We start from the raw sequence: 21015 nt of genomic DNA, 5'->3' as shown, positions 1-21015 counted from the left end.
ATCAGAAGCTGATCCGGTAGCGGATGTGGTCGTCCCACGCCACATACTGGTCGTAGAGTTTGCGCGCCGTGGCGTTGTTCTTGTGGGTGTGCCAGTAAAGGCGGCTCCAGCCGTTCCGTTTCGACAGCGCCACCAGATCGTCGAGCAGCGCCCGGCCGATGCCCCTGCCGCGCAGCTTTTCGTCGAGGAACAGGTCTTCCAGATAGCAGAGCGGCTCCTTCACCCATGTGCCCTCATGGGTGTGGCAAAGGGCGAACCCCTCCACCGCGCCGTCCACTTCGGCGACCCTGAGGAAAAGCCGCGATGCCGGGTCGAACACCCGGCTCCAGACCGAATCCGTGACCTCCGCCGGCACGTCGACACCGTAGAACGCGGTATAGGCCGCCCATAGGTCCCGCCAGCGGGCCTCGTCGGCGGGCGTGGCGTCGCGAATGACGACAGCCATCATTCACCCGCCTTGTCGAGAAGCGCGACCACCTCGTCGGGCAGGGTGAGATTTGCCGCCGCGATCAGGCTTTGAAGCTGCGAAAGGCTGGTGGCGCTGGCGATCGGCGCGGTGACGCCCGGCTTGCGCAGCAGCCATGCGATGGCGATGGCGGCATGCGTCGCGCCGGTGATCCGCGCCGCCTCGTCGAGGGCGGCCAGAACCTTCGCGCCCCGCTCGTCGAAATAGGCGGCGACACGGTTTTCGCGCGCTTTTCCGACGGCGTCGTCCTTCGTCCTGTATTTGCCGGTCAGGAAGCCGGCGGCAAGGCTGAAATAGGTGATGACGCCGATCTTTTCCTCGATGCAAAGCGCGGCGAGCGGCCCTTCGAAGGCGTCGCGCTTGACGAGATTGTATTCCGGCTGGATGACGTCGTAGCGCGGCAGGCCGGCGGCCTTCGCCGCATCCAGCGACGCCCGGAGTTGCGCGGCGTCGAGGTTGGAGGTGCCGATGGCGCGGATCTTGCCGGCCGTCTTCAGCCTGTCGAAGGCGGCAAGCGTTTCCTCATAGGGCGTGTTCGGGTCCGGCCAGTGCGAGAGGTAGAGATCGATATAGTCGGTCTGGAGGCGCTTCAGCGAATCCTCGACCGCCTTGACGATCCATTGTGCCGAAAGGTCGACATGGCCCTGCCCCATGTCGGAGCCGACCTTGGTGACGATGATCGCCTTGTCGCGGGAAACGCGGCCCGATTTCAGCCATTTGCCGATGATCGTCTCGCTCTCGCCGCCGGAATGGCCTGCAATCCAGCGGGAATAGACATCCGCCGTGTCGATGGTGTTGAGGCCGGCGTCGAAGAAGGCGTCGAGAAGGGAAAACGAGGTCTTCTCGTCCGCCGTCCAGCCGAAGACGTTGCCGCCGAAAACGACGGGTGCAATCGAAAGGCCTGTACGGCCGAGTGGACGCAGTTCCATGTTTCCTCCGATGTTTTTCTGAAGCGATGCGCGAAATGGTTCGCACCATATTGGAAGAAGAGAAAGCCTTAGGCAATAAGCCGCAGTCGGTTGTTCACCGCCGGGCGAAGACAAGGCGGGAATAGCCGACGAAGCTGAGGCCCATCGCGGCGGCTGAGGCGAAGACCAGCGCGGCCAGCGGCTGCAATCCCGGAAGGCCGATGAGAAGCGCCGCATAGAATCCGTAATTGAACAGCGCCGTCACCGTGCCGACGGTGCCGTAGCGGATGCTCTCGGACAGCATGCGGCGGTTGGAACGCCCGAAGGTGTAGCTGCGGTTCAGGACGAAGGTGAAGCTCATGGCGGCGGCGATTGCCGCGATGCGCGCCAGGAACGGATCGGCCGGCGTGAAATGCAGGAGCGCCGAAAGCACCAGCGCATCGACCAGAAAGCCGCCGCCGCCGACGATTGCGAAGCGCGCGATGCGTTTCATGCCGCATCCTTTCTCCCGCTCGTCCCGGAGCGGTACCGGTCGCGCCGGCGCTCGCGGCTGGCCTCCGACTGGCCGATATAGGCAAGGCGCAGATGCTCGTAGCGGGCGCGCGACAGCGAATCCAGGATCATGCCCGCCGTCAGGGCGAGGAAGGACAGCCCGATCATCGCCACCGACAGGATCCAGCTCGGCATGCGGCTGACCATGCCGGTGCGGAAGAACTCGGCAAGAACGGGAATGGCGAAACCGAGGCCGATGCAGAAGCCGGCCCAGCCGAGCATGGCGAAAAACGCGAAGGGCCGCGTTTCTTTCATCAGCATGATAAACATCTTCAGGATCTTCCAGCCGTCGCGAAAGGTCGAGAGCTTGGATTGCGACCCCTCCGGCCGGCGGCCGTAGTCGAGTTCGATCTCGACCACCGGCAGCTTCAGGCGCGAGGCATGCACGGACATTTCCGTCTCGGTCTCGAAAGCGTCCGACATCGCCGGAAAGCTCTTCACGAAACCGCGGGTAAAGGCGCGGTATCCGGAAAAGATATCGGAGAAATCGTTGCCGAACAGGCGGCGGTAGAGCGAATTGAAGACGCGGTTGCCGAAGGCATGGCCCTGCCGGCCGGCATCGTCCGTGACACCGCGCCGGGTGCCGACCGCCATGTCGGCGCCCTCGGCGATCAGGACGCCGACGAGCCTGCCGGCGTCGGCCGGCGCATAGGTGCCGTCGCCGTCCGCCATGACGTAGATGTCGGCGTCAATGTCGGCGAACATGCGCCGCACGACATTGCCCTTGCCCTGCCGTCGTTCGCTGCGGACGATGGCGCCGGCCATCACGGCGGCCAGCGCCGTGCCGTCGGTGGAATTGTTGTCGTAGACGTAGATACGCGCCTGCGGCAGCGCCGCGCGGAAGCCGCGCACCACCTCCGCGATCGTCGCCGCCTCGTTATGGCACGGCAGCAATACGGCTATGTCCTGATCGCCGTTCATCGGCGAGGTCGGGGCTTCGGTCATGGGTCCACCCGGTATTCGATCATCATGCGACGGATTCATTCCGTTTCTCTGGCCTTTACTATTTCTTGAACAGGTTAAGGCTAGGTTTCGGACCGCCGAACATCGTGAAAGTAAGCCGGAAACATGAGGGTCAGGACCTGTTGAATTGACGCATTCTGTTCGAAGTCATGGGATTGGATGGAAGCAAACACGCGCAAGGCAAGACCACATGGTCTTGTCGAGCATTGTCTGCGATCAGCCGGCCCATGACTTCGAACCCGAAGGGCGTTGCGGATTTCGCGCCCGGACGTCGTCGGGAAGATTTGAAAATGATCGGCATTTCCTGCATCTTTCCTCCTCGCCGAACACGAAATCCGCGACGCAGAATGCGCCAATTCAACATGTCCTGACCCTGAGGAATCTGCGGACATGACGAACGCATTTCACCTGCCTGCCGGAACGCGCCGCGTCGATTCCCTGATAGCCGGCGAGGACCGGCTCTGGTGGAGCCGCCTGTCGCTGATGACGGTGCTTTTCAGCCTGGCCGCGATCTCCACTGTCCTGTTGCTGACCGTGCCCGGCGCCACCGATTATGTCGGCGCCGACAATGACGACGTGATGCGTCTGGTCGTCGTGCGCGATCTTCTCGCCGGTCAGGGCTGGTTCGATGCGATGCAGTATCGCCTCGGGCTGGCGGGTGGAACGCTCATGCACTGGTCGCGCCTGATCGACGCGCCGATTGCCGGCCTGATCCTGTTTTTCGGCCTGTTTCTCGACGGGACGGCCGCCGAGGCGGCGGCACTCGCGGTCTGGCCGCTGGCGCTCGTCCCGCCGCTGATCGGCTGCGTCGGGCTCGGCGCCCGCCGTCTCGGCGGTGCCGGGGCCATGAACGTCGCCATGAGCTTCACGGTCATTCTGGTCGTGACCTCCAACCGCTTCCTGCCCGGCTCCATCGATCACCACAACCTCCAGCTCGTCCTGATCGCCGGATTGGCCGCCGTGCTGTTGGATCGCCGCTACGGCGCCGTCAATTATGCTGTCGGCGGCGTTCTGGCGGCGCTGGCGCTCGCCATCGGCGCGGAAACGACGCCTCTGCTGGCCGTCATCTGCCTTGCGGTCACGGGCCTGTGGCTCGTGCATGGCAAGGCGTTCGAAAGGGCTGCTTCCGCCTTCGGCCTGTCGCTGGCCCTTTCCGTCACCGTCCTGTTTCTGGCGACCGTGCCGCCCTCGCGCTATGCCGTGGTGACGTGCGACAGCCTTTCGCTCGGCTTCTATGGCCTGTCGGCGCTGGGCGGCGCGCTGATGTTCGTCTCCGCCCGCCATGCCAGCGGCTGGAATATCCGCCGGCGCCTTGCCGTCGTCGGCGCCAACGGCGCCATCGTCCTTCTGGCCGCGCTGGCTCTGGCGCCGCAATGTCTCGGCAGCCCGCTGGCCGATCTCGATCCGCTGCTCGTGTCCCTGTGGCTGAACAAGGTGACGGAGGCGCAGTCGTTTCTGGCGACGATCCGCTCGGAACCGGCGACGGCCGGCGGCTTCTATGCGGTCGGCTTCTTCGGCATGGCGGTTGCGCTGTCGCGCGTGCTGCTCGGCGATCGCGTCGAAGGCCATGCCATCCTGTTCGCGCTCATTCTCGCGGCCTGGGCCGTCGCGCTGGTTCAGGTGCGCGGCGCGATCTTTTCCAACCTGCTCGTCATCCTCCCGCTCTCGCTGCTCGTCGCGGAACTCCGCCGGCTTTCGAATGCCGAGCCGGAGAACATGGCCGCCGGGTTCTTCTTCCTGACCGCGACGCTCGCGTCCGTTCCGGCCGTCTGGGTGTTCGGCGGCGCCTTGCCGAGCGAAGGCATCAACGGCATCGTGCAGCGGTTCCGCGCGCCGGTCGTCGCCCCCGCCGTTGCCGGTGCGGAGGCGGGCGCGTGGCGCTGCAACGGCGAGGACGCGCTGTCCGGCCTCGCGGCCCTGCCGCCGGGCGTCGTCGCGGCGCCCTCCAATCTTGGAGCGTCGATCCTGCGTTTTTCCGGTCATCGCGTCCTGACGGCACCCTATCACCGCAATCAGCCCGGCATGCTTACCGAACTGCATATCGGGCTGGCCATACCGCGTGAAGCTGAAGCCTTCCTGCGTGGCGCCGGGGTCACGGTCGTCGCCTTCTGCGCCGACGACCCGCAGACGCGACAGATCGCCGCTCTCAAGCCCGACGGGCTCTATGCCGGTCTCGCGGCGGGCCGGGTTCCGGCCTATCTCGAACCGCTGCCGACGACGGCCGGCGCGGGATTGCAGCTTTTCCGCGTCAGGCCGTAGGCGCAGCGGGTTCGGCTGAAGGTGCATGAAACGACCGAAGCGCTCCGTCATCCCTGAAGGAGCGCTTCGGTCGGTCCGCGCGGTTGCGGGAAATGCGGGTCGGATCAGCGCGCTTCTTCGGCGCTCGGTTCCTCGCCGGCAATGCGGACGCAGATGTTGGCGATCAGGCCGACATTGTAGCCGCCGATGGCGACGAGCAGCGCCATGAGGGAGGCACCGCCGCCCAGTGTGGCGGCCAGCGCGAAGGTCACGAGAATGGCGACGGAGGCGGCCACGACCGAGAGGATGGAACGTGTGAGCCCGGCGGCCAGCCCGATTCCGAACGTTGCGACGAAGATCATTGCGAATATCCCTGTTTTCTTGATTGTCGTCAGAATAGCCGTGAACCGTTAAAAAAACGGGCCCTGACAAGGGTTAACGCTTTGTTTCGGTGTTCGAAATCGGGAAATGGCCTCAGATGAGGGCGACGATTGCCGTGGCGGTCGTGCCGGTGGCGTGAACCCGGCTGACGCGCAGCGGCAGCAGGCTGCCGGCCGGAACGGCGCCGAGGCTCACGCTGTCGCCGGACAGCAGCGTCACGGCGAGGTCGCCCGCACCGCCGACATAAAGGGCGCGGCTCGGCTGCGCCAGTTCGGCGCCGTCCGATGGCGTGACGGCAAAGCCCGCCGTGGCCGGACCGGAAAGCGAGGGGTGGGTGTTGAGGAAAGGATCGCTCATTCTGTGCTCCTGAAGGGTTGCGTCGCAGGGGAAGTATGGCCTTGGCCGCAGGCAGGGCGGACGACGCCGGCATCAACCCATTGAACGGACAGGGGCGGGCGGCGCGATTATGCCCGCCCGGCTTTTCCCGAGGAATTCGCCAGATCGGCTGCGAAAAGACGCTGCAATTTGCATCTGCCATGCGATATTTGCGGCCATGAGCAGCTTTTTCGACGATTCGCCGACCAATCTCGCCGAGTTCTCCGTTTCGGAGCTTTCCGGCTCCATCAAGCGCACCATCGAGACGGCGTTCGACCGCGTCCGCGTGCGCGGCGAGGTGTCCGGCTATCGCGGCCCGCATTCCTCCGGGCATGCCTATTTCTCGCTGAAGGACGACAAGGCCCGCATCGATGCCGTCATCTGGAAGGGCACGTTCAGCCGCCTGAAGGTCCGCCCCGAGGAAGGCATGGAAGTGATCGCGACCGGCAAGATCACCACCTTTCCCGGTTCGTCCAAATATCAGATCGTCATCGAAAGCCTGGAGCCCGCCGGCGTCGGCGCGCTGATGGCGCTGCTGGAGGAGCGCCGCCGCAAGCTGGCTGCGGAGGGGCTGTTCGACGCCGCGTCGAAGAAGCCGCTGCCCTTCATGCCGATGGTCATCGGCGTGGTGACGTCGCCCACCGGCGCGGTCATTCGCGATATCCTGCATCGCATATCCGACCGTTTTCCGGTTCATGTCGTCGTCTGGCCGGTGAAGGTGCAGGGCGAGGGATCGGGCGACGAGGTGGCTCGCGCCATCGAAGGCTTCAACGCCCTGACGCCGGAAGGCGGGATCGCCCGGCCCGACGTGCTGATCGTGGCGCGCGGCGGCGGCAGTCTCGAAGACCTCTGGAGCTTCAACGACGAGGCCGTGGTGCGCGCCGCGGCGGCCAGCCGCATCCCGCTGATTTCCGCCGTGGGGCATGAAACGGACTGGACGCTGATCGACCATGCCGCCGACATTCGCGCGCCGACGCCGACGGGTGCTGCGGAAATGGCGGTGCCGGTGAAGGCCGAACTGGAGGCCCAGATCGCCGGTCTTGCCGCCCGCCTGCAAGGCGCCGTGTCGCGGCAAATGCAGAACCGCCAGCAGGGTGTGCGCAGTCTCGTGCGCGCCCTGCCGTCGCTGGACCAGCTTCTCGCCCTGCCGCGCCGTCGTTTCGACGAGGCCGCCACCGGCCTCGGGCGGGGGCTGGAGCGCACCGCCATCGCCAAGCGCCGGACGCTGGAACAGGCCGCGGCGCGGCTGCGGCCCGACATGCTGGGCGCGCGGATCGTGCAGCAGAGGCAATTCATCGCCGAGCGCCTGAACCGCGCGGAACGCATCGTCGAGCGTCTGGTTCTGGCTGGCCGAAGCCGGGTCGGTGCCGCCGATGCGGTGTTCCGGGCCTTTCCGAACCGCCTGCGAAATCAGACGGGCCGCGAGCGCGAAAAGGTGCTGGCCCTGTTCGCACGGGCCGACACGGCAGTGGCGACGGCGCTCGCCCATCGCAGGCTGGCCGTTGCCGCGCAGGATCGCGTGCTGCAATCGCTTTCCTATCGCAACGTGCTGAAGCGCGGCTATGCCGTGATCCGCGACGGGGACGAGCGTCTGCTGGCGCGGGCATCCCTCGTCGCTCCAGGGCAGGTCCTGTCCATCGAATTCGTCGACGGGCGCATCACGGCGACAGCGGGGGAGGGGGCGGAGCCTCCGGCGCCTGTCGCTCCCCCGTCCTCCCGCAAGCGGCCCGCGAAGGCCGGCAAGGCGCCGCCCGATCAGGGCAGCCTGTTCTAAGCCATGAAAAAGGGCGCCGTCCTGGCGCCCCGGGGGTGTATTGACAATTTTCTCTTCCGTCACCCTCGGGCTCAACCAGAGGGGCCACGCCGCAAGCGGCGCGGTGGATGGTCGGGCAAGCCCGACCATGACGAAAGAAAGCGATGAACCGTTTGTCAGCACTCTGATGACGCCGTCATGGCGTCCTCCATCGTTCTCAGGCCCATTCGCCCTTGCGGAACACCGGCACGCGCGTGCCGTCCGGCTTCACGCCGTCGATATCCACCTTGTCGGAGCCGATCATCCAGTCGATGTGGATGAGGCTCGAATTGCCGCCCTTGGCCGCGATTTCCGCCTGCGACAGCGATGCGCCGTTCAGGAAGCATTTGGAATAGCACTGGCCGAGCGCGATGTGGCAGGAGGCGTTTTCGTCGAACAGCGTGTTGTAGAACAGGATGCCGCTCTGCGAGATCGGCGAGGAATGCGGCACCAGCGCCACTTCGCCCAAACGCCGCGCGCCCTCGTCGGTGTCGAGCACCTTGTTCAGCACTTCCTCGCCCTTCGACGCCTTCGCCTCGACGATGCGGCCGCCCTCGAAGCGCACCTGAATGTCGTCGATCAGCGTCCCTTGATGTGACAGCGGCTTGGTGGACGACACCGTGCCTTCGACGCGCAGCGCATGTGGCGTGGTGAACACTTCCTCGGTCGGAATGTTGGGATTGCAGGTGATGCCGTTCTTGGCCGTGGAGGCGCCGCCATGCCATTCGTGATCGTCGGCCAGGCCGACCGTGAGATCGGTGCCGGGGCCGGTGAAGTGCAGCGCCGCGAAACGCTCGCCGTTCAGCCAGGAGGATTTCTTCCTGAGGTTGGCGTTGTGCTCCTCCCAGGCGGCGACGGGATCGTCGCGGTCGACGCGCGAGGCGGCGAAGATCGCCTCCGCCAGCTTTTCGACGGCCTTGGCTTCCGGCAGGTCCGGGAAAACCTGCTTCGCCCAGGCGGGGTTGGGATAGGAGACGATGTTCCAGTTGATGTCGAAATTGGAGATCTTCTCCAGCGCCGGCTTGTAGGACATGGAATTGGCGCGGTTGGCGCGCGCCACCCTGGCCGGGTCCTGTCCCGCCAGCATCATCGGATTGTCGCCGGAAATGGCAAGCCGCGCCGCATTGCCGGCAAAGGCCTTCGCCATGCCCTCGTAGAGCCAGCCGCTGGCGCGGTCGAAGCTCTCGTCGGGCGCATATCGATAACGCGCGAGAATGGCTTCCTCGTCGGAATAGAACGTGGTGACGAGGCCGGCGCCTGCCTTGTAGGCTTCGCGGGTGATGAGACGCACGAGCGGCAGCGCGCCGATCGGTGCCGTCATGACGAGATCCTGCCCCTTTTCCAGCCGCAGCCCGACCTTGACGGCGGTCGTCGCCAGTCTTTCCAGTTTCACGGGGTCGATGAAGGCGCTTGTATCGGATGTCATGGAAGAACCTGCTGTCGTTGGCTATGGAGAAGGGCGGAGGATAACGCCTGAGGGGACGGTGTCCACCCGCAAAATCAGGAGATCAGCGGTGCCGCCTTCGCCCCGAGCGCGGCAAGCGCCGCCTTCGGGTCGAGGCGGACCTGAAGACCGCGCTGCCCGCCGTTCATGAAGACATAGGGCTCCGAAAGGGCTGCGATCTCGATGGCCGTCGGAACGGTCTTCCTCTGGCCGAAGGGGCTGATACCGCCCACATGATAGCCCGTCAGCCGTTCGGCGTCGGCGGGCTTCATCATCGCCGCCGACTTGCCGCCGAACGCCGCCGCGAGCTTCTTCATGCTGACCTCGCGGTCGGCAGGAATGACGGCGCAGACCGGCTTGCCGTCCACCGTCGCCATCAGCGTCTTGAGCACACGGTGCGGTTCCTCCCCGATCGCTTCCGCCGCCTGAAGGCCGACACGCGGCGCATCCGGATCGTAGTCGTAGGAAACGGTTTCGAAGACGACGCCCGCATTTTCGAGCGTCCGGGTGGCAGGGGTGGTTTTCGACATGGCACATTCCGTCTTTTCGATGGACCCGTCATAAACCCCTTCCTCCATGTTTTGAAGGGGATACGGTTACGGAAAGGGCGGCGGCGAAAGGTCGAGACCCCGTTCTGCGCTTCGGGTCATCGCAGCGACGCGTTCGCGGGTGGCAGAGGCCGCAGCGGCACGCTTGTCCGCATCGTCGATCAGTTCCAGCAGCGCCGCGCGCCAGGCGTCCGGATCGTAGCGAAGCAGTATTTCCCCGTCCGCGCCGGCTTCGCCATAGGCCGGAGAGACCGAAAAGATGCCGGCGGCGCCGGCGCGGGCCACATCGATGCGCTTGGTCGGGGAGCGGCAATCGTTGACGGGCGATGGCGTGAGCGGCACGAGCATGATATCGATCTGCCGCGTCGAGGCTTCCGCGAGATAAGCGGCCCACGAAACCGGCCTGCGCACCGTGACCCGCTCCATGCCCTTCCATCGTCCGGCGGCCTTGCCGCCGGCGAATACTTCGAAGAGCGCGTCCGGCCGCGCGGCAAGCACGTCGCGAATGACGGGTTGCAGGAAGGCATGCTCCTCCACATGGACGGCTGTCGCGTGATAGGCGATCATGACGGTGCCGGTGTCGCGGTTGCCGGCGACGTGGGGAATGTTCCACAGGGCTTCGGGCGGGGCAGGTGGCAGGACCCGAGCGTTCGCCGCGCCGAGGCGTTGCGCGAGGCGGGGCGTCGAGGCCCAGACGATATCGAGATGCCGGTTGAGCCGCCTGAGCGGCAGAAGCGCCCGGAAGACGAGAAACAGCCGATAGCCGATATCCGCGTCGCGCCCGGTGACGACGGCGGGAATATCATCATCGAGAAACAGGCCGACGCCGGCGAGTTGCCGCTCTTCCCGCTCGATCCAGCGCAGGGCGGCGGCGGAGGCATAGCGGCAGAGAATGACGAATGTGCCGTCCGCGTCGATGCCGGCCGGATCGCCGTCGCGGATATCGATGAACCGGTGCTCCGGCATTCCCGGTGCCGCAAGCCGCGCCGCGAAATAGTAATCCGCGGTCGGGTTCGGATGCCGCCCGAAGACGATGATTCGCTTCACGGGCCGTCTGGGGCCGCCTGTGGCTCCCGCGCGCAGCCTGGGCGCGGGCAGCAGCCGGGCAATGAGCGCGCGCACCCTGTCGGTCAACGGAGTGTCCTCATGCCGCCCGTAGTGGGCAGCCGCTCGTCGTCAGTCTTCATGTCCGTCGATCCCGTCGCAATCTGGCCGTTCCCAGCCATAGGTCGCCATCTTCCCCGAGTCAAAGCGGGATCGCGGAAGGGACTGCGGGAACCGTTTGAGAGGAAGCCGCCGGGGTGATATATCCAATGCAAAACTGCGGAAACGGAGAGGAGCGACACGCGTCAAGCTTGACGAAAGAAACCGCGTCTCTTCTTATGCCGCGTCACTGAATGTGTGCTGACAGCGGAGAAGATTGCCAAATGCGTGTACTCGTCACGGGCGGAGCAGGTTTCATAGGATCGGCGCTGGTCCGTTATCTGGTTCTTGAAAAAGGCTACGAGGTTCTGAATGTCGACAAGCTGACATATGCCGGCACCTTGACGTCGCTGAAGAGCGTAGAAGGCAATCCGCTCTATCGTTTCCTGAAGGACGATATTTGTGACGGGCGCGCCATCTCCGAGGCTTTCGCGAGCTTCAGGCCGGATCGCGTAATGCACCTTGCCGCGGAAAGCCATGTGGACCGCTCGATCACCGGTGCGCGAGATTTCGTCGAGACCAACGTGCTGGGCACCTTCACCATGCTCGAAAGCGCGCGCGCCTACTGGCAGTCGCTGCCGTTGGAGGAGAAGGACGGTTTCCGGTTCCTGCACGTATCGACGGACGAGGTTTACGGCTCGCTCGGCGACGAGGGGCTGTTCGAGGAGGTGACGCCCTACGATCCGAGCTCGCCCTATTCCGCTTCCAAGGCCGCTTCGGATCATCTCGCCAAGGCGTGGGAACGCACCTATGGCTTGCCGGTCGTCGTTTCCAACTGCTCCAACAATTACGGTCCCTTCCATTTTCCGGAAAAGCTGATTCCGCTGATGATCATCAGTGCGCTGGAGGGGCGGCCGCTACCCGTCTACGGCAACGGCGCCAATATCCGCGACTGGCTTTTCGTCGAGGACCACGCCCGGGCCCTCGATATCATCGTGGAGCGGGGCCGTATCGGCGAGACCTACAATGTCGGCGGCCGCAACGAGCGCCGCAACATTGACGTCGTCAAGCGCATCTGCGCGCTGATGGATGAGCTTCATCCCGCCGGAAAGCCTCACGAATCCTTCATCTCCTACGTGCAGGACCGCCCGGGACACGACGCCCGCTACGCGATCGACGCCACCAAGCTCGAAACGGAACTGGGCTGGAAGGCACGGGAAAATTTCGACACGGGCATCGAAAAGACGGTCAGGTGGTATCTGGAGAACGAATGGTGGTGGGCGCCGCTGCGCAAGAACTACGACGGAACCCGGCTGGGCCTCGTGAAGACGAAGGGATAACGCGGTACGGTTCAGGCCTTGTCCGGTGACGATGGCCGCTTGCGAAGACCGGGACGCCTTGGGGCAAGGTCGCGCGGCGCCGCGTCGAGGGCACGGTCGCCGGCCGTCAGAGACAGGCAAGGGTGGTAGAAAGGATCCCGCAGGAGCACGTCACCCCACCTTTCGTGCATATAGCGTTCTTCCTCCGAAAATCGGGCAATCTTTTCTCGCGTATCATCCGGCCCGCGGGAAACGGATTCGCGATGAATGAGCCTCGCATGGGGCGTCCATATGATGCCCTTGCCGACCTCGCGCAGCTTCAGACAGTAATCGACATCGTTGAACGAGACGGCGAGGTCTTCCTCATTCATTCCATGAACCTCCTGCCACAGGCTTTTGCGGGTGAGCAGACAGGCGGCCGTCACGGCACTGACTTCCTGCCGCTGGACGAGCAGGCCGAAATCCTCGCCCGCGTCTGGATGGCGGAAATGGAAGCTGTGTCGGGCGACTGAACCGGCTCCGAGCGTAGCGCCGGCATGCTGGACGAAGCCGTCCGGAAAGAGCAGGAGCGCCCCGGCGGCGCCGATCCGCTGATCGTCCAGTTCGGCGACCATCTGGTCCAGCCAGCCGGGTTCGATGGGTTCGATATCGTTATTGAGCAAAAGCAGAAGTTCGTGGCAGGCAGCTTCCGCCCCGAGATTGCAGGCCTGCGAGAAATTGAACGATCCGGGCTGAATGATGCGCCGGATGCGTCCCGCGTCCTCATGCTGCTTGAACAGTGCAAGCGTTTCCGGTTCCCGGCTGCCATTGTCTATCACGATCACGTCGATATCGTCGGCGCGCGTGCGATTGAAAAGACCCTCGAGACAGGCTCCCAGCAGGTCCGCCCTGTCGCGGGTCGGGATGATGACGCTCACGCACGTCCGCGTCGTCGCGACTTTCGGCTTGGACGGCGGAGCCGGTGCGCGCGCCCTGTCACGATGCAAGAGCATGCGGGGAACGTGAACGATATCGCCTCGCGCGGCCGCGGTCTGCACCATCTCCTGCGCATACATTCCGTCCATGTCGACCGTGGCGGGCAGACAGTTCCCGCGCACGAGAACGCCTTCCGGCGGAAGCCAGCCGGTGGCCGCGAGAGGAGGGTTCCACGCGGGCTTGAAGAAGGGAGCATGCCGGTCGCCGCTGGCGTCGATGCAGTCTTCGTCACAATATGCCGCTGAGACGTTGCTATCTGCCAGAAGCGGTTGAACGAGATGCTCGATGGCCGTGTCTTCCAGCGTGAAGCCGGCAGGCAGGCGCATCAGGAAGGATGAAGCGATCCGGTCGGGCACGAGGCTTTGCACGCGTTCGGCGCTTGCCTCTTCGACTGCTGGATAGGTTTGACGGCCGATCGATGCGCGGGTGAGTTCAGCCCGGGCACCGTTGCCTGTGATCGTAATGAGGACGGGAGGGGTATCGTGACCAGCGGGCAAGGGCATGTCTTGCCTGCGGGTTTCAGGCCAGGCGGCCAGCCAGTCGGCGTAGCGCGGTTCGCCCAGTCTTTCGAACAGGCGCACGAAGCGATACTGAAACCCCTTGCTGTTTCCGGCGAGAAGAAGCCTGAGTGTCTGGAGCGCGGCGAAAGACGATGCGCACGCGATGTGACATGCGATTTCCGGATAGGAAGGGCGGCGTATACGGAGTGTCGGCATCCTGCCGTTCGAGGCTGAATCGGGAGAGGGCTCGGCCGATATGGCCGTCAGTCCGGCAGGCGTCCAGCCGAAGAATCGACCCCGGCCCCTGTCGTCGATCAGGACAGGACGCGTGAGAATGGCAGGTGTTCTGCCGGACCTGTGCAGGCAGATCGTGGGAGACCGGCCGAGCAGCCGGTCGGGATCGTTGATCGTCACAATCACTGGCTTGTCCGAATAGCGCAGGGCATCGGGCCCGCTAAGCACTTGAAACGTTTGGTGAGGTGTTCGTGTCATGCCTGCCCGTTCATGCCGATGCCGAAAGCCGCTTCGGACGTATGGCGGCATGTTTGTCATAGTTGATTTGAGGCTGCAATCGATGCTGGACCGGCTTTGTGGCTTCGTGTTAAGAATCCCCCAGTTTAGTTGCGCAGGATGTTCGCATGTCATCGAAAGTTTTGTTGATCAAGCCAAAGCGTTTTGGTGATGATCGCGGGTGGTTTTCCGAAGTATATAACAAGGATAAATTTTCGGATTTCGGTGCTGGTGATGAATTCGTGCAGGATAATCACTCGCTTTCCGTGCCCGTTGCTACGCTGCGGGGGCTGCATTTCCAGACGCCTCCCCATGCGCAGGCCAAGCTTGTCCGGTGTATTCGCGGGCGAATCTTCGATGTCGCCGTGGATGTTCGCCGTGGCTCGCCAACCTACGGGGAGTGGGTTGGCGCGGAACTGTCCGCCGAGAATGGACATCAGCTTTATATACCCGTCGGCTTCGCGCATGGTTTCATCACGCTTGAGCCGTCGTCAGAAGTGACCTACAAGGTTACGGATTTCTATGCTCCGGCCAATGACGGCGGAATCCGCTGGAACGATCCGCAGGTGAATGTCGCCTGGCCCTTATCAGGGGGCGTTCAACCCCTGTTGAGCCCGAAGGATGAGGTGCAGCCGCTTCTGGCCGATTTCGACAGTCCGTTCGAATACGATGGAACGCCGCTGACGCTGGTGGAAATCTGACTGGAAAGAAACTCATGCGCATTCTGATTACCGGCATCACCGGACAGGTTGGATACGAGCTTTGCCGGTACGAATGGCCTGAAGATGTCGAAATCGTCGCCGCTTCCCGGCAGGAACTGGATTTGACGGACGCCGGGTCGATTGAGACGTATATCGCCGAAGGGCGCTTCGATGCCGTCATCAATCCGGCAGCCTATACCGCAGTCGACAGGGCAGAGACCGATCCGGTTACGGCCTGGAAGGTCAATGCGCTGGCGCCGGCCGTCATGGCCGAGGCAACCCGCAAGGTCGGAATTCCGCTGCTCTGCGTTTCGACGGACTACGTGTTCGATGGCACGAAGGCGGAAGCCTATGACGAAGGCGATCCGATCGGTCCCGTCGGGGTCTATGGCGCATCGAAGGCGGCCGGGGAGCTTGCTGTCCGTACCGGCAATCCGCGTCATGCGATTTTGCGCACGTCCTGGGTATTTTCCGCGCATGGTGCCAATTTCGTCAAGACGATGCTGCGTCTGGCGGCGGATCGGCCTCTTCTGCGCGTCGTGGACGATCAGAACGGCTGCCCGACGGCTGCGAGCGATATCGCCGCGACACTGGCGAGGATGGCTCTGCGGCTCGTCGCGGACCCGAAGGCTCCGACAGGAACCTATCATTTTTCCAATGCCGGTCCCGTAACCTGGTGCGGTTTCGCCCGCGAGATCTTCCGTCAGCAAGCGGCGCTCGGCTACGCGGTGCCGAAGGTGGAGGCCATTACGACTGCCGACTATCCGACGCCGGCGAAGCGGCCGGCCAATTCCGTTCTGGGGGTGGAAAAGATCGGACGTGATTACGCGATCCGGCCTCGGCCCTGGCAAGAGGCCCTTTCGGAGGTACTGTCCGAACTCCGGCTTGAACAAAGAAAATCACCAGAGGAACCTCGATGAAGGGTATCATTCTCGCCGGCGGCTCCGGCACACGCTTGCATCCGGCGACGCTGGCGGTGAACAAGCAGCTTATCCCGATCTATGACAAGCCGATGATTTATTATCCCTTGTCCGTTCTGATGATGTCGCAAATCCGGGACGTTCTGATCATTTCTTCCCCCGAATATATCGACAGCTACAAGCGGTTGTTCCGCGATGGTTCCGATTGGGGGTTGAACATCTCCTATGCTGTCCAGCCGAGCCCGGATGGTCTGGCGCAAGCCTTTACGATCGGCTCCGAATTCATCGGTGGCGATAATGTTGCGCTTGTCCTAGGGGACAATATCTTCTTCGGCGCCGGCATGAGGAAGCTGCTCGCAAATGCCCGGGATCGCAAGGAAGGGGCGACGGTGTTCGCCTACGAGGTGGACGATCCGGAGCGCTACGGCGTCGTCGAGCTCAATGCCGAGGGGCGGGCTTTTTCGCTGGAGGAAAAACCGAGGCATCCGAAGTCCCGCATGGCAGTGACGGGGCTTTATTTCTACGACAACAAGGTTGTGGAGTATGCGCGCGATCTGAAGCCATCCGTCCGCGGCGAATACGAGATCACCGATCTGAACCGGATCTACATGGAGGTGGGTTCGCTCTACGTCGAGCGCATGTCGCGCGGTTACGCCTGGCTCGACACGGGCACGCACGACAGCCTTCTGGAAGCGTCCGAATTCGTACGCACCATCCAGCACCGCCAGGGCATGAGCGTCGCTTGCATCGAGGAGATCGCCTATCTGAATGGCTGGATATCCCGCGATCGGCTGGTTGAATACGGCAAGCTGTTTTCGAAGACGGCTTACGGGCGGACCCTGCTGAAGATCGCTGAAGAGTAACTGGATTTTGGTCGCTTCGAGTTGTATTATTGAATGCAATTCAATGGGGATTGTGGCGCGGGACAGTTGTGAAAACTTCAGCTAAGAATGTGCATAAAAGCATAGGGATGGAGAGTGCTTGGAAATGAATCAAAGATCGATAACAGAAGCATTTCAGCTTGTTTGTACGCCTTCAACTTTCATGATTCCCCAATATCAGAATATATCTGCTTGGCACGAGCATGTTCCATTTGCATTTTGGTTAATGGAGAGTATGAGGCCCACCTCATTTGTTGAACTAGGTACGCATTATGGGGTTTCATACTTTTCATTTTGTCAGGCAGTTAAAGCGCTTGATTTGGGAACGAGATGCTACGCAGTAGACAGTTGGCGTGGCGATCCACATGCTGGCTTTTATGGAGAAGAGGTGTATAAGGAGGTTTCTTCTTATAATAATGATAATTATTCAAGTTTTTCTTGTTTGATTAGAAGCTCTTTCGATGATGCGTTAGAGTCTTTTCAAGGCGGTGAGATAGATATTCTTCATATTGACGGGAATCATACTTACGAATCCGTAAGAAATGATTTTGAAAAATGGTTCCCAAAATTATCTTCTCAGTCACTTGTTTTGTTTCATGATACAAACGTTCGTGAAAGGGATTTTGGTGTATTCCGGTTGTTTAATGAGCTAAAGGCTCGCTATCCCTATTTCGAATTTTTGCATGGCTATGGTTTGGGTATAATAGGTACGGGATCAGTAATACAGGAAGCGGCGCGAAATTTGTTTGAGTGTCAATCAAATCTGGAAACATATGTCACGGTTGCAAATGTGTTTTCACGATTGGGTCGAGCCTGCTCCGAGGCGGCCGCAAACAAACGAAATGTTGCAGAAATAGGGGCATTGAAAGAGAGGCGGGATCAATTAATAGAAGAAAGTGCCACTAATAAGCAACAATTTCATGCGGTGCAATTGGTGGCATCCGATGCGCAACAGGAAGTGGCGGACCTTCGGGCGCAAAACGAAGCAATGAAGTCCGAGGTTGCCGTTTTGCGGGCGCAAGGCGGAGCCGCGCAACAGGAAGTGGCGGACCTTCGGGCGCAAAACGAAGCAATGAAGTCCGAGGTTGCCGTTTTGCGGGCGCAAGGCGGAGCCGCGCAACAGGAGGTGGTGGACCTTCGGGCGCAAAACGAAGCAATGAAGTCCGAGGTTGCCGTTTTGCGGGCGCAAGGCGGAGCCGCGCAACAGGAGGTGGCGGACCTTCGGGCGCAAAACGAAGCAATGAAGTCCGAGGTTGCCGTTTTGCGGGCGCAAAGCGGAGCCGCGCAACAGGAAGTGGCGGACCTTCGGACGCAAAACGAGGCCAGCGCATGCGCGAAAAGTGCACTATTGCAACAGCTAGAGGATGCGAATGCAGGGGCTGCGGAAAAAATTAAAGAGAAAGAATTTATTTTGATGGAAAAAATTAATGAAATTGCCGCTTTGACAAATATTATTGGAGATTGTCAGCGAGAGAACATGCTTGATAGGCGTAATACAAAAAGTGATATATATAATGTAATTAATGTCTTAATGAGCGGACCGATTTCAAAATTAAGAATTCGCAAAAATGCCCGACTTTTGCAAGAGGTGGGTTTCGTTGATCGGGAATGGTACTTAAAGAGCTATCCTGATGTAGATGCGGTAGGGATGGATCCGGGAGTCCATTTTCTCCTATACGGATATAAAGAAGGGCGTAGTCCAAATGGAAGATGACTCATTAGATCTCTATTCATATGGACGAAACTTTAAGGTTGGCGTGACGATGTTTGTATTTCAATGCGTTTGGGGGTGGGAGTGCGGTTTATGAAAAGCGAAGATATTGAATTAATTAAAGATTCTGGCTTGTTTGACGAAAATTGGTATAAGGAACAATATTCTGATGTCCAAATAACGGGAATGGATCCTATCGAGCACTACCTTTGGATTGGTGCTAGAATTGGGAGAGATCCTAGCCCGTTGTTTTCGTCTCAAGATTATACTTCTGTTTATGCTGATGTCGCTGCTGCTGGTATGAATCCGTTAATTCATTATATCAGGTTTGGAAAAGCAGAAGGTCGAAAGTTCCTTCCATCGTGGCTGACGCGGCGAATCTATAGGAAATCAAGGTATTCAGACGGCAGAAAGCGTGTTGCTATATTTGCAGTATATAGTGATTCCGGATTCATAACTGATAATATTCTTATTTATCTTTCAAGGTTGACTGAGATTGCTGATCACATAATATTTGTTGCCGACAATAATTTTTCGGATGCAGTCCTTACAAGGGTGCGGCACTTCACTCGACATTTAATCGTTGGTCGACATGGTGAGTATGACTTTGGTTCCTACAAGCGTGGCATTAACTACGCAAAAGAGCAGGGTTTATTTTACGATGCAGATGAACTGATCCTTTGTAATGACAGTTGCTATGGTCCGATAGGGGGATTTAGACGAATTTTCAATTCCATGAACACTCGAAAATGTGAATTTTGGGGTGTCACAGCGAATATTCAGTTTCAACCACACATTCAAAGTTATTTCGTTGTCTTTAAACGGCCTGTGTTTCTGGACCCAGAGTTTCAGCTGTTTTTTAACGGCGTTGAGACCAAGAAAAATGTTTCAGAAGTCGTGATGTCATATGAAGTTCCGATGACTCGGCATTTCGAGAGCCTCGGATTCGAGTGGGACACGTTCATAAACAATGACACTCCAGAGTATTCCAGCTTACAGAAAATAAATCCAAACTTCACTGTTCGCCCTCTCTATCTTCTCGAGCATGGATGTCCTATTGTAAAAGTGAAGGCATTCAAGAAGACTAACTGCAATCATGATGGAATTATTCCTTCTTTAAATCGAGTACGCGCTCAAGATGAAGGAGTTTACGCAGCGATAATGGAACACGCTGGTCCAGAAGCATTTTTTGCTATCCCCAAAGTGGAATTTTCGATTATCGTCCCATTTTATAATAGAGCGCCCAAATTACAGTCCGCCGTTCAGTCAGTTCTACAGCAGGATCACCGCAATTTCGAACTGATACTGATAGATGACGGATCTACGGACGGTGCATCGGATATGATCCGATCACGGTTTTTTAGTGAAATCCAGAGTGGGAAAATTGTACTAATTCGACAGCCGCAACGAAGCGGTGTGTCTGCTGCTCGGAATGTTGGTTTGAAGGTGGCCAAAAAACCGTGGATAGCGTATCTGGATTCCGATAATCAGTTGAAAACGAATTTTCTTTCGACTTTCGCTAGTAGTATTGTGGAGAATCCTAGCCATAAAACATTTTATTCGTATTTTAAGCGCCAGCCGAGCGGAAAAATTCACGGCCAGCATTACAATCGCGCGAACTTACTTGCGGCGAATTATATCGATCTCGGGGCTTTCGTGCATGCGAAGGAAGTTTATCAAAAAAATCTTGGCTTCGATGAAAACCTACGGCGTTTAGTCGATTGGGATTTGATTATAAGATATACAGAAAAAAATCCACCAGTTTGTATCACTATTCCTCTTATAGAATACTGGGATAATGATAAAGACACGTCGCGTATCAGCGTTAGTGAATCTCTTGATGACGCAAGGATCGCTATCCGCCTTAAGTACCGTATGCCGTTTCGCGTTACAACAATCATCCCGACATACAATCATCGCGACTTTATCGAGCATGCGGTTTTGAGTGCTATTGAACAAAAAGGTCATTTTAAGCATGAAATTCTTCTGTGTGATGATTTTTCAACAGACGGAACACGCGAAATCGTATCGGGGTTGGCGCTTAAATATCGCGGATTGGTGCGGAATGTACGAAATTCGGAGAATCTAGGAATATCGAAGACCTTTAAGCGTTGTATTGATCTGGCTAGCGGAGACTTCATAGCTATACTTGAAGGTGATGATGTATGGACAGATAAACAGAAGCTTGAAAGGCAAATTAATTTTCTTGCCGAAAATAATGATTGCTCAATGGTTTTCTCAAAGATACGAGTCAGGTCTTTGCCAAGCGGGAAAGAACGGTTCCTCCAAAGGCAGGATGTAATTAAAAAACAAAAGGTCGATGGGGATGATTTTTTAGCTCATCCATCAATGAATTTGATAGCTAATTTCTCGAGTTGTTTGTTTAAGGCGGGTCTTCTGAAAAGCTCACCGGAGCGCTTATTCCAAGGTCGTTTCAACGAGATTGCAGTTGCTTTCTACATGGAACGTCATGGAAAAATTGGTTTCATCAACGAGCCTATGAGTATTTACCACCAACATGTCAAAGGTGTGTGGTCTGGAAGCAATCAAGAGCAACAGCTACGTAGTGGTATTGAGACCCGTGAGATGGTACTAGACATAGCTCATCCGAAATACAGGGAGCGTATTCTTGAGATCATTGAAAAACGTTATCGGGAGCCGCTGTCAGAATTTTTAGGGCATATATAA

18 protein-coding genes are annotated in these 21015 nt (G+C 59.5%); 8 read left to right on the top strand and 10 right to left on the bottom strand.

Annotated elements, in window-relative coordinates:
* Position 1: 1 nt before the first annotated feature.
* The 4 genes from NOF55_RS16830 to NOF55_RS16815 all read right to left on the bottom strand — a co-directional run bounded on the left by NOF55_RS16830 (position 2) and on the right by NOF55_RS16815 (position 2871).
* The gene (locus tag NOF55_RS16830; RefSeq protein WP_306410192.1) at positions 2 to 445 is read right to left on the bottom strand and encodes a GNAT family N-acetyltransferase; all 444 of its coding nucleotides are present in this window, start codon (positions 443 to 445) and stop codon (positions 2 to 4) included.
* Positions 445 to 1395 carry an aldo/keto reductase gene (locus NOF55_RS16825; RefSeq protein WP_306409933.1) on the bottom strand — a complete coding sequence of 317 codons (951 nt, stop codon included), beginning with the start codon at positions 1393 to 1395 and terminating at the stop codon, positions 445 to 447. The genes NOF55_RS16830 and NOF55_RS16825 overlap by 1 nt, the downstream gene beginning before the upstream one ends.
* Before the next feature lie 94 nt (positions 1396 to 1489).
* Positions 1490 to 1867, bottom strand: a complete 378-nt coding sequence (locus NOF55_RS16820; RefSeq protein ID WP_306409934.1) for a GtrA family protein — start codon at positions 1865 to 1867, stop codon at positions 1490 to 1492.
* Entirely contained in the window at positions 1864 to 2871 is a 1008-nt protein-coding gene (locus tag NOF55_RS16815) for a glycosyltransferase (RefSeq protein ID WP_306409935.1), read from the bottom strand. Before NOF55_RS16815 ends, NOF55_RS16820 begins: the two co-directional genes overlap by 4 nt.
* A gap of 408 nt (positions 2872 to 3279) precedes the next feature.
* Between NOF55_RS16815 and NOF55_RS16810 the strand changes: the two genes are divergently transcribed.
* On the top strand, positions 3280 to 5148 hold the full coding sequence (locus NOF55_RS16810) for a hypothetical protein (RefSeq protein ID WP_306409936.1): 1869 nt from the start codon (positions 3280 to 3282) through the stop codon (positions 5146 to 5148).
* Positions 5149 to 5252: 104 nt separating this feature from the next.
* On the opposite strand, the gene NOF55_RS16805 is transcribed toward NOF55_RS16810, so the two are convergent.
* Both NOF55_RS16805 and NOF55_RS16800 read right to left on the bottom strand, forming a co-directional pair.
* Complete coding sequence (locus tag NOF55_RS16805) at positions 5253 to 5489, bottom strand: hypothetical protein (protein ID WP_306409937.1); 237 nt, start codon at positions 5487 to 5489, stop codon at positions 5253 to 5255.
* Between the two features lie 112 nt (positions 5490 to 5601).
* The gene (locus NOF55_RS16800; protein WP_306409938.1) at positions 5602 to 5865 is read right to left on the bottom strand and encodes a spike base protein, RCAP_Rcc01079 family; all 264 of its coding nucleotides are present in this window, start codon (positions 5863 to 5865) and stop codon (positions 5602 to 5604) included.
* 196 nt (positions 5866 to 6061) lie between these two features.
* Here NOF55_RS16800 and xseA point away from each other — a divergent pair, with 196 nt between their 5' ends.
* On the top strand, positions 6062 to 7657 hold the full coding sequence (xseA, locus tag NOF55_RS16795; protein WP_306409939.1) for an exodeoxyribonuclease VII large subunit: 1596 nt from the start codon (positions 6062 to 6064) through the stop codon (positions 7655 to 7657).
* Between the two features lie 196 nt (positions 7658 to 7853).
* Here the strand turns inward: xseA and NOF55_RS16790 are convergent, their stop codons facing one another.
* From NOF55_RS16790 to NOF55_RS16780, 3 genes are all read right to left on the bottom strand, one after another.
* Complete coding sequence (locus NOF55_RS16790; RefSeq protein WP_306409940.1) at positions 7854 to 9101, bottom strand: aminopeptidase; 1248 nt, start codon at positions 9099 to 9101, stop codon at positions 7854 to 7856.
* A gap of 74 nt (positions 9102 to 9175) precedes the next feature.
* On the bottom strand, positions 9176 to 9649 hold the full coding sequence (gene ybaK, locus NOF55_RS16785; protein WP_306409941.1) for a Cys-tRNA(Pro) deacylase: 474 nt from the start codon (positions 9647 to 9649) through the stop codon (positions 9176 to 9178).
* A gap of 66 nt (positions 9650 to 9715) precedes the next feature.
* Positions 9716 to 10801, bottom strand: coding sequence for a glycosyltransferase family protein (locus tag NOF55_RS16780; protein WP_306409942.1), 1086 nt, complete (start codon positions 10799 to 10801; stop codon positions 9716 to 9718).
* Positions 10802 to 11094: 293 nt separating this feature from the next.
* Between NOF55_RS16780 and rfbB the strand changes: the two genes are divergently transcribed.
* Positions 11095 to 12150 (top strand): dTDP-glucose 4,6-dehydratase, encoded by a 1056-nt coding sequence (gene rfbB / locus NOF55_RS16775; RefSeq protein ID WP_306409943.1) that lies wholly within the window; start codon positions 11095 to 11097, stop codon positions 12148 to 12150.
* Between the two features lie 11 nt (positions 12151 to 12161).
* Here rfbB and NOF55_RS16770 read toward each other — a convergent pair whose 3' ends face one another.
* Entirely contained in the window at positions 12162 to 14024 is a 1863-nt protein-coding gene (locus tag NOF55_RS16770; protein WP_306409944.1) for a glycosyltransferase family 2 protein, read from the bottom strand.
* Between the two features lie 218 nt (positions 14025 to 14242).
* On the opposite strand from NOF55_RS16770, the gene rfbC reads away from it, so the two are divergent.
* The 5 genes from rfbC to NOF55_RS16745 all read left to right on the top strand — a co-directional run bounded on the left by rfbC (position 14243) and on the right by NOF55_RS16745 (position 21015).
* Positions 14243 to 14815, top strand: coding sequence for a dTDP-4-dehydrorhamnose 3,5-epimerase (gene rfbC, locus NOF55_RS16765; protein ID WP_306409945.1), 573 nt, complete (start codon positions 14243 to 14245; stop codon positions 14813 to 14815).
* A gap of 14 nt (positions 14816 to 14829) precedes the next feature.
* Positions 14830 to 15735: a dTDP-4-dehydrorhamnose reductase gene (rfbD, locus tag NOF55_RS16760; protein WP_306409946.1), complete on the top strand. Its 906-nt coding sequence runs from the start codon at positions 14830 to 14832 to the stop codon at positions 15733 to 15735.
* The gene (gene rfbA, locus NOF55_RS16755; RefSeq protein ID WP_306409947.1) at positions 15732 to 16598 is read left to right on the top strand and encodes a glucose-1-phosphate thymidylyltransferase RfbA; all 867 of its coding nucleotides are present in this window, start codon (positions 15732 to 15734) and stop codon (positions 16596 to 16598) included. The genes rfbD and rfbA overlap by 4 nt, the downstream gene beginning before the upstream one ends.
* Positions 16599 to 16722: 124 nt before the next feature.
* Positions 16723 to 18330, top strand: coding sequence for a class I SAM-dependent methyltransferase (locus NOF55_RS16750; RefSeq protein WP_306412351.1), 1608 nt, complete (start codon positions 16723 to 16725; stop codon positions 18328 to 18330).
* A 90-nt stretch (positions 18331 to 18420) separates the two neighbouring features.
* A complete protein-coding gene (locus NOF55_RS16745; RefSeq protein WP_306409948.1) occupies positions 18421 to 21015 on the top strand; it encodes a glycosyltransferase in 2595 nt (864 codons plus the stop codon).

Origin of the sequence: Ectorhizobium quercum, assembly GCF_026552795.1 — a bacterium.
GTDB classification, from domain to species: domain Bacteria; phylum Pseudomonadota; class Alphaproteobacteria; order Rhizobiales; family Rhizobiaceae; genus Ectorhizobium; species Ectorhizobium quercum.
The sequence above is the reverse complement of the archived record's forward strand: the minus strand, read 5'-3'. Positions and strand labels throughout refer to the sequence as shown.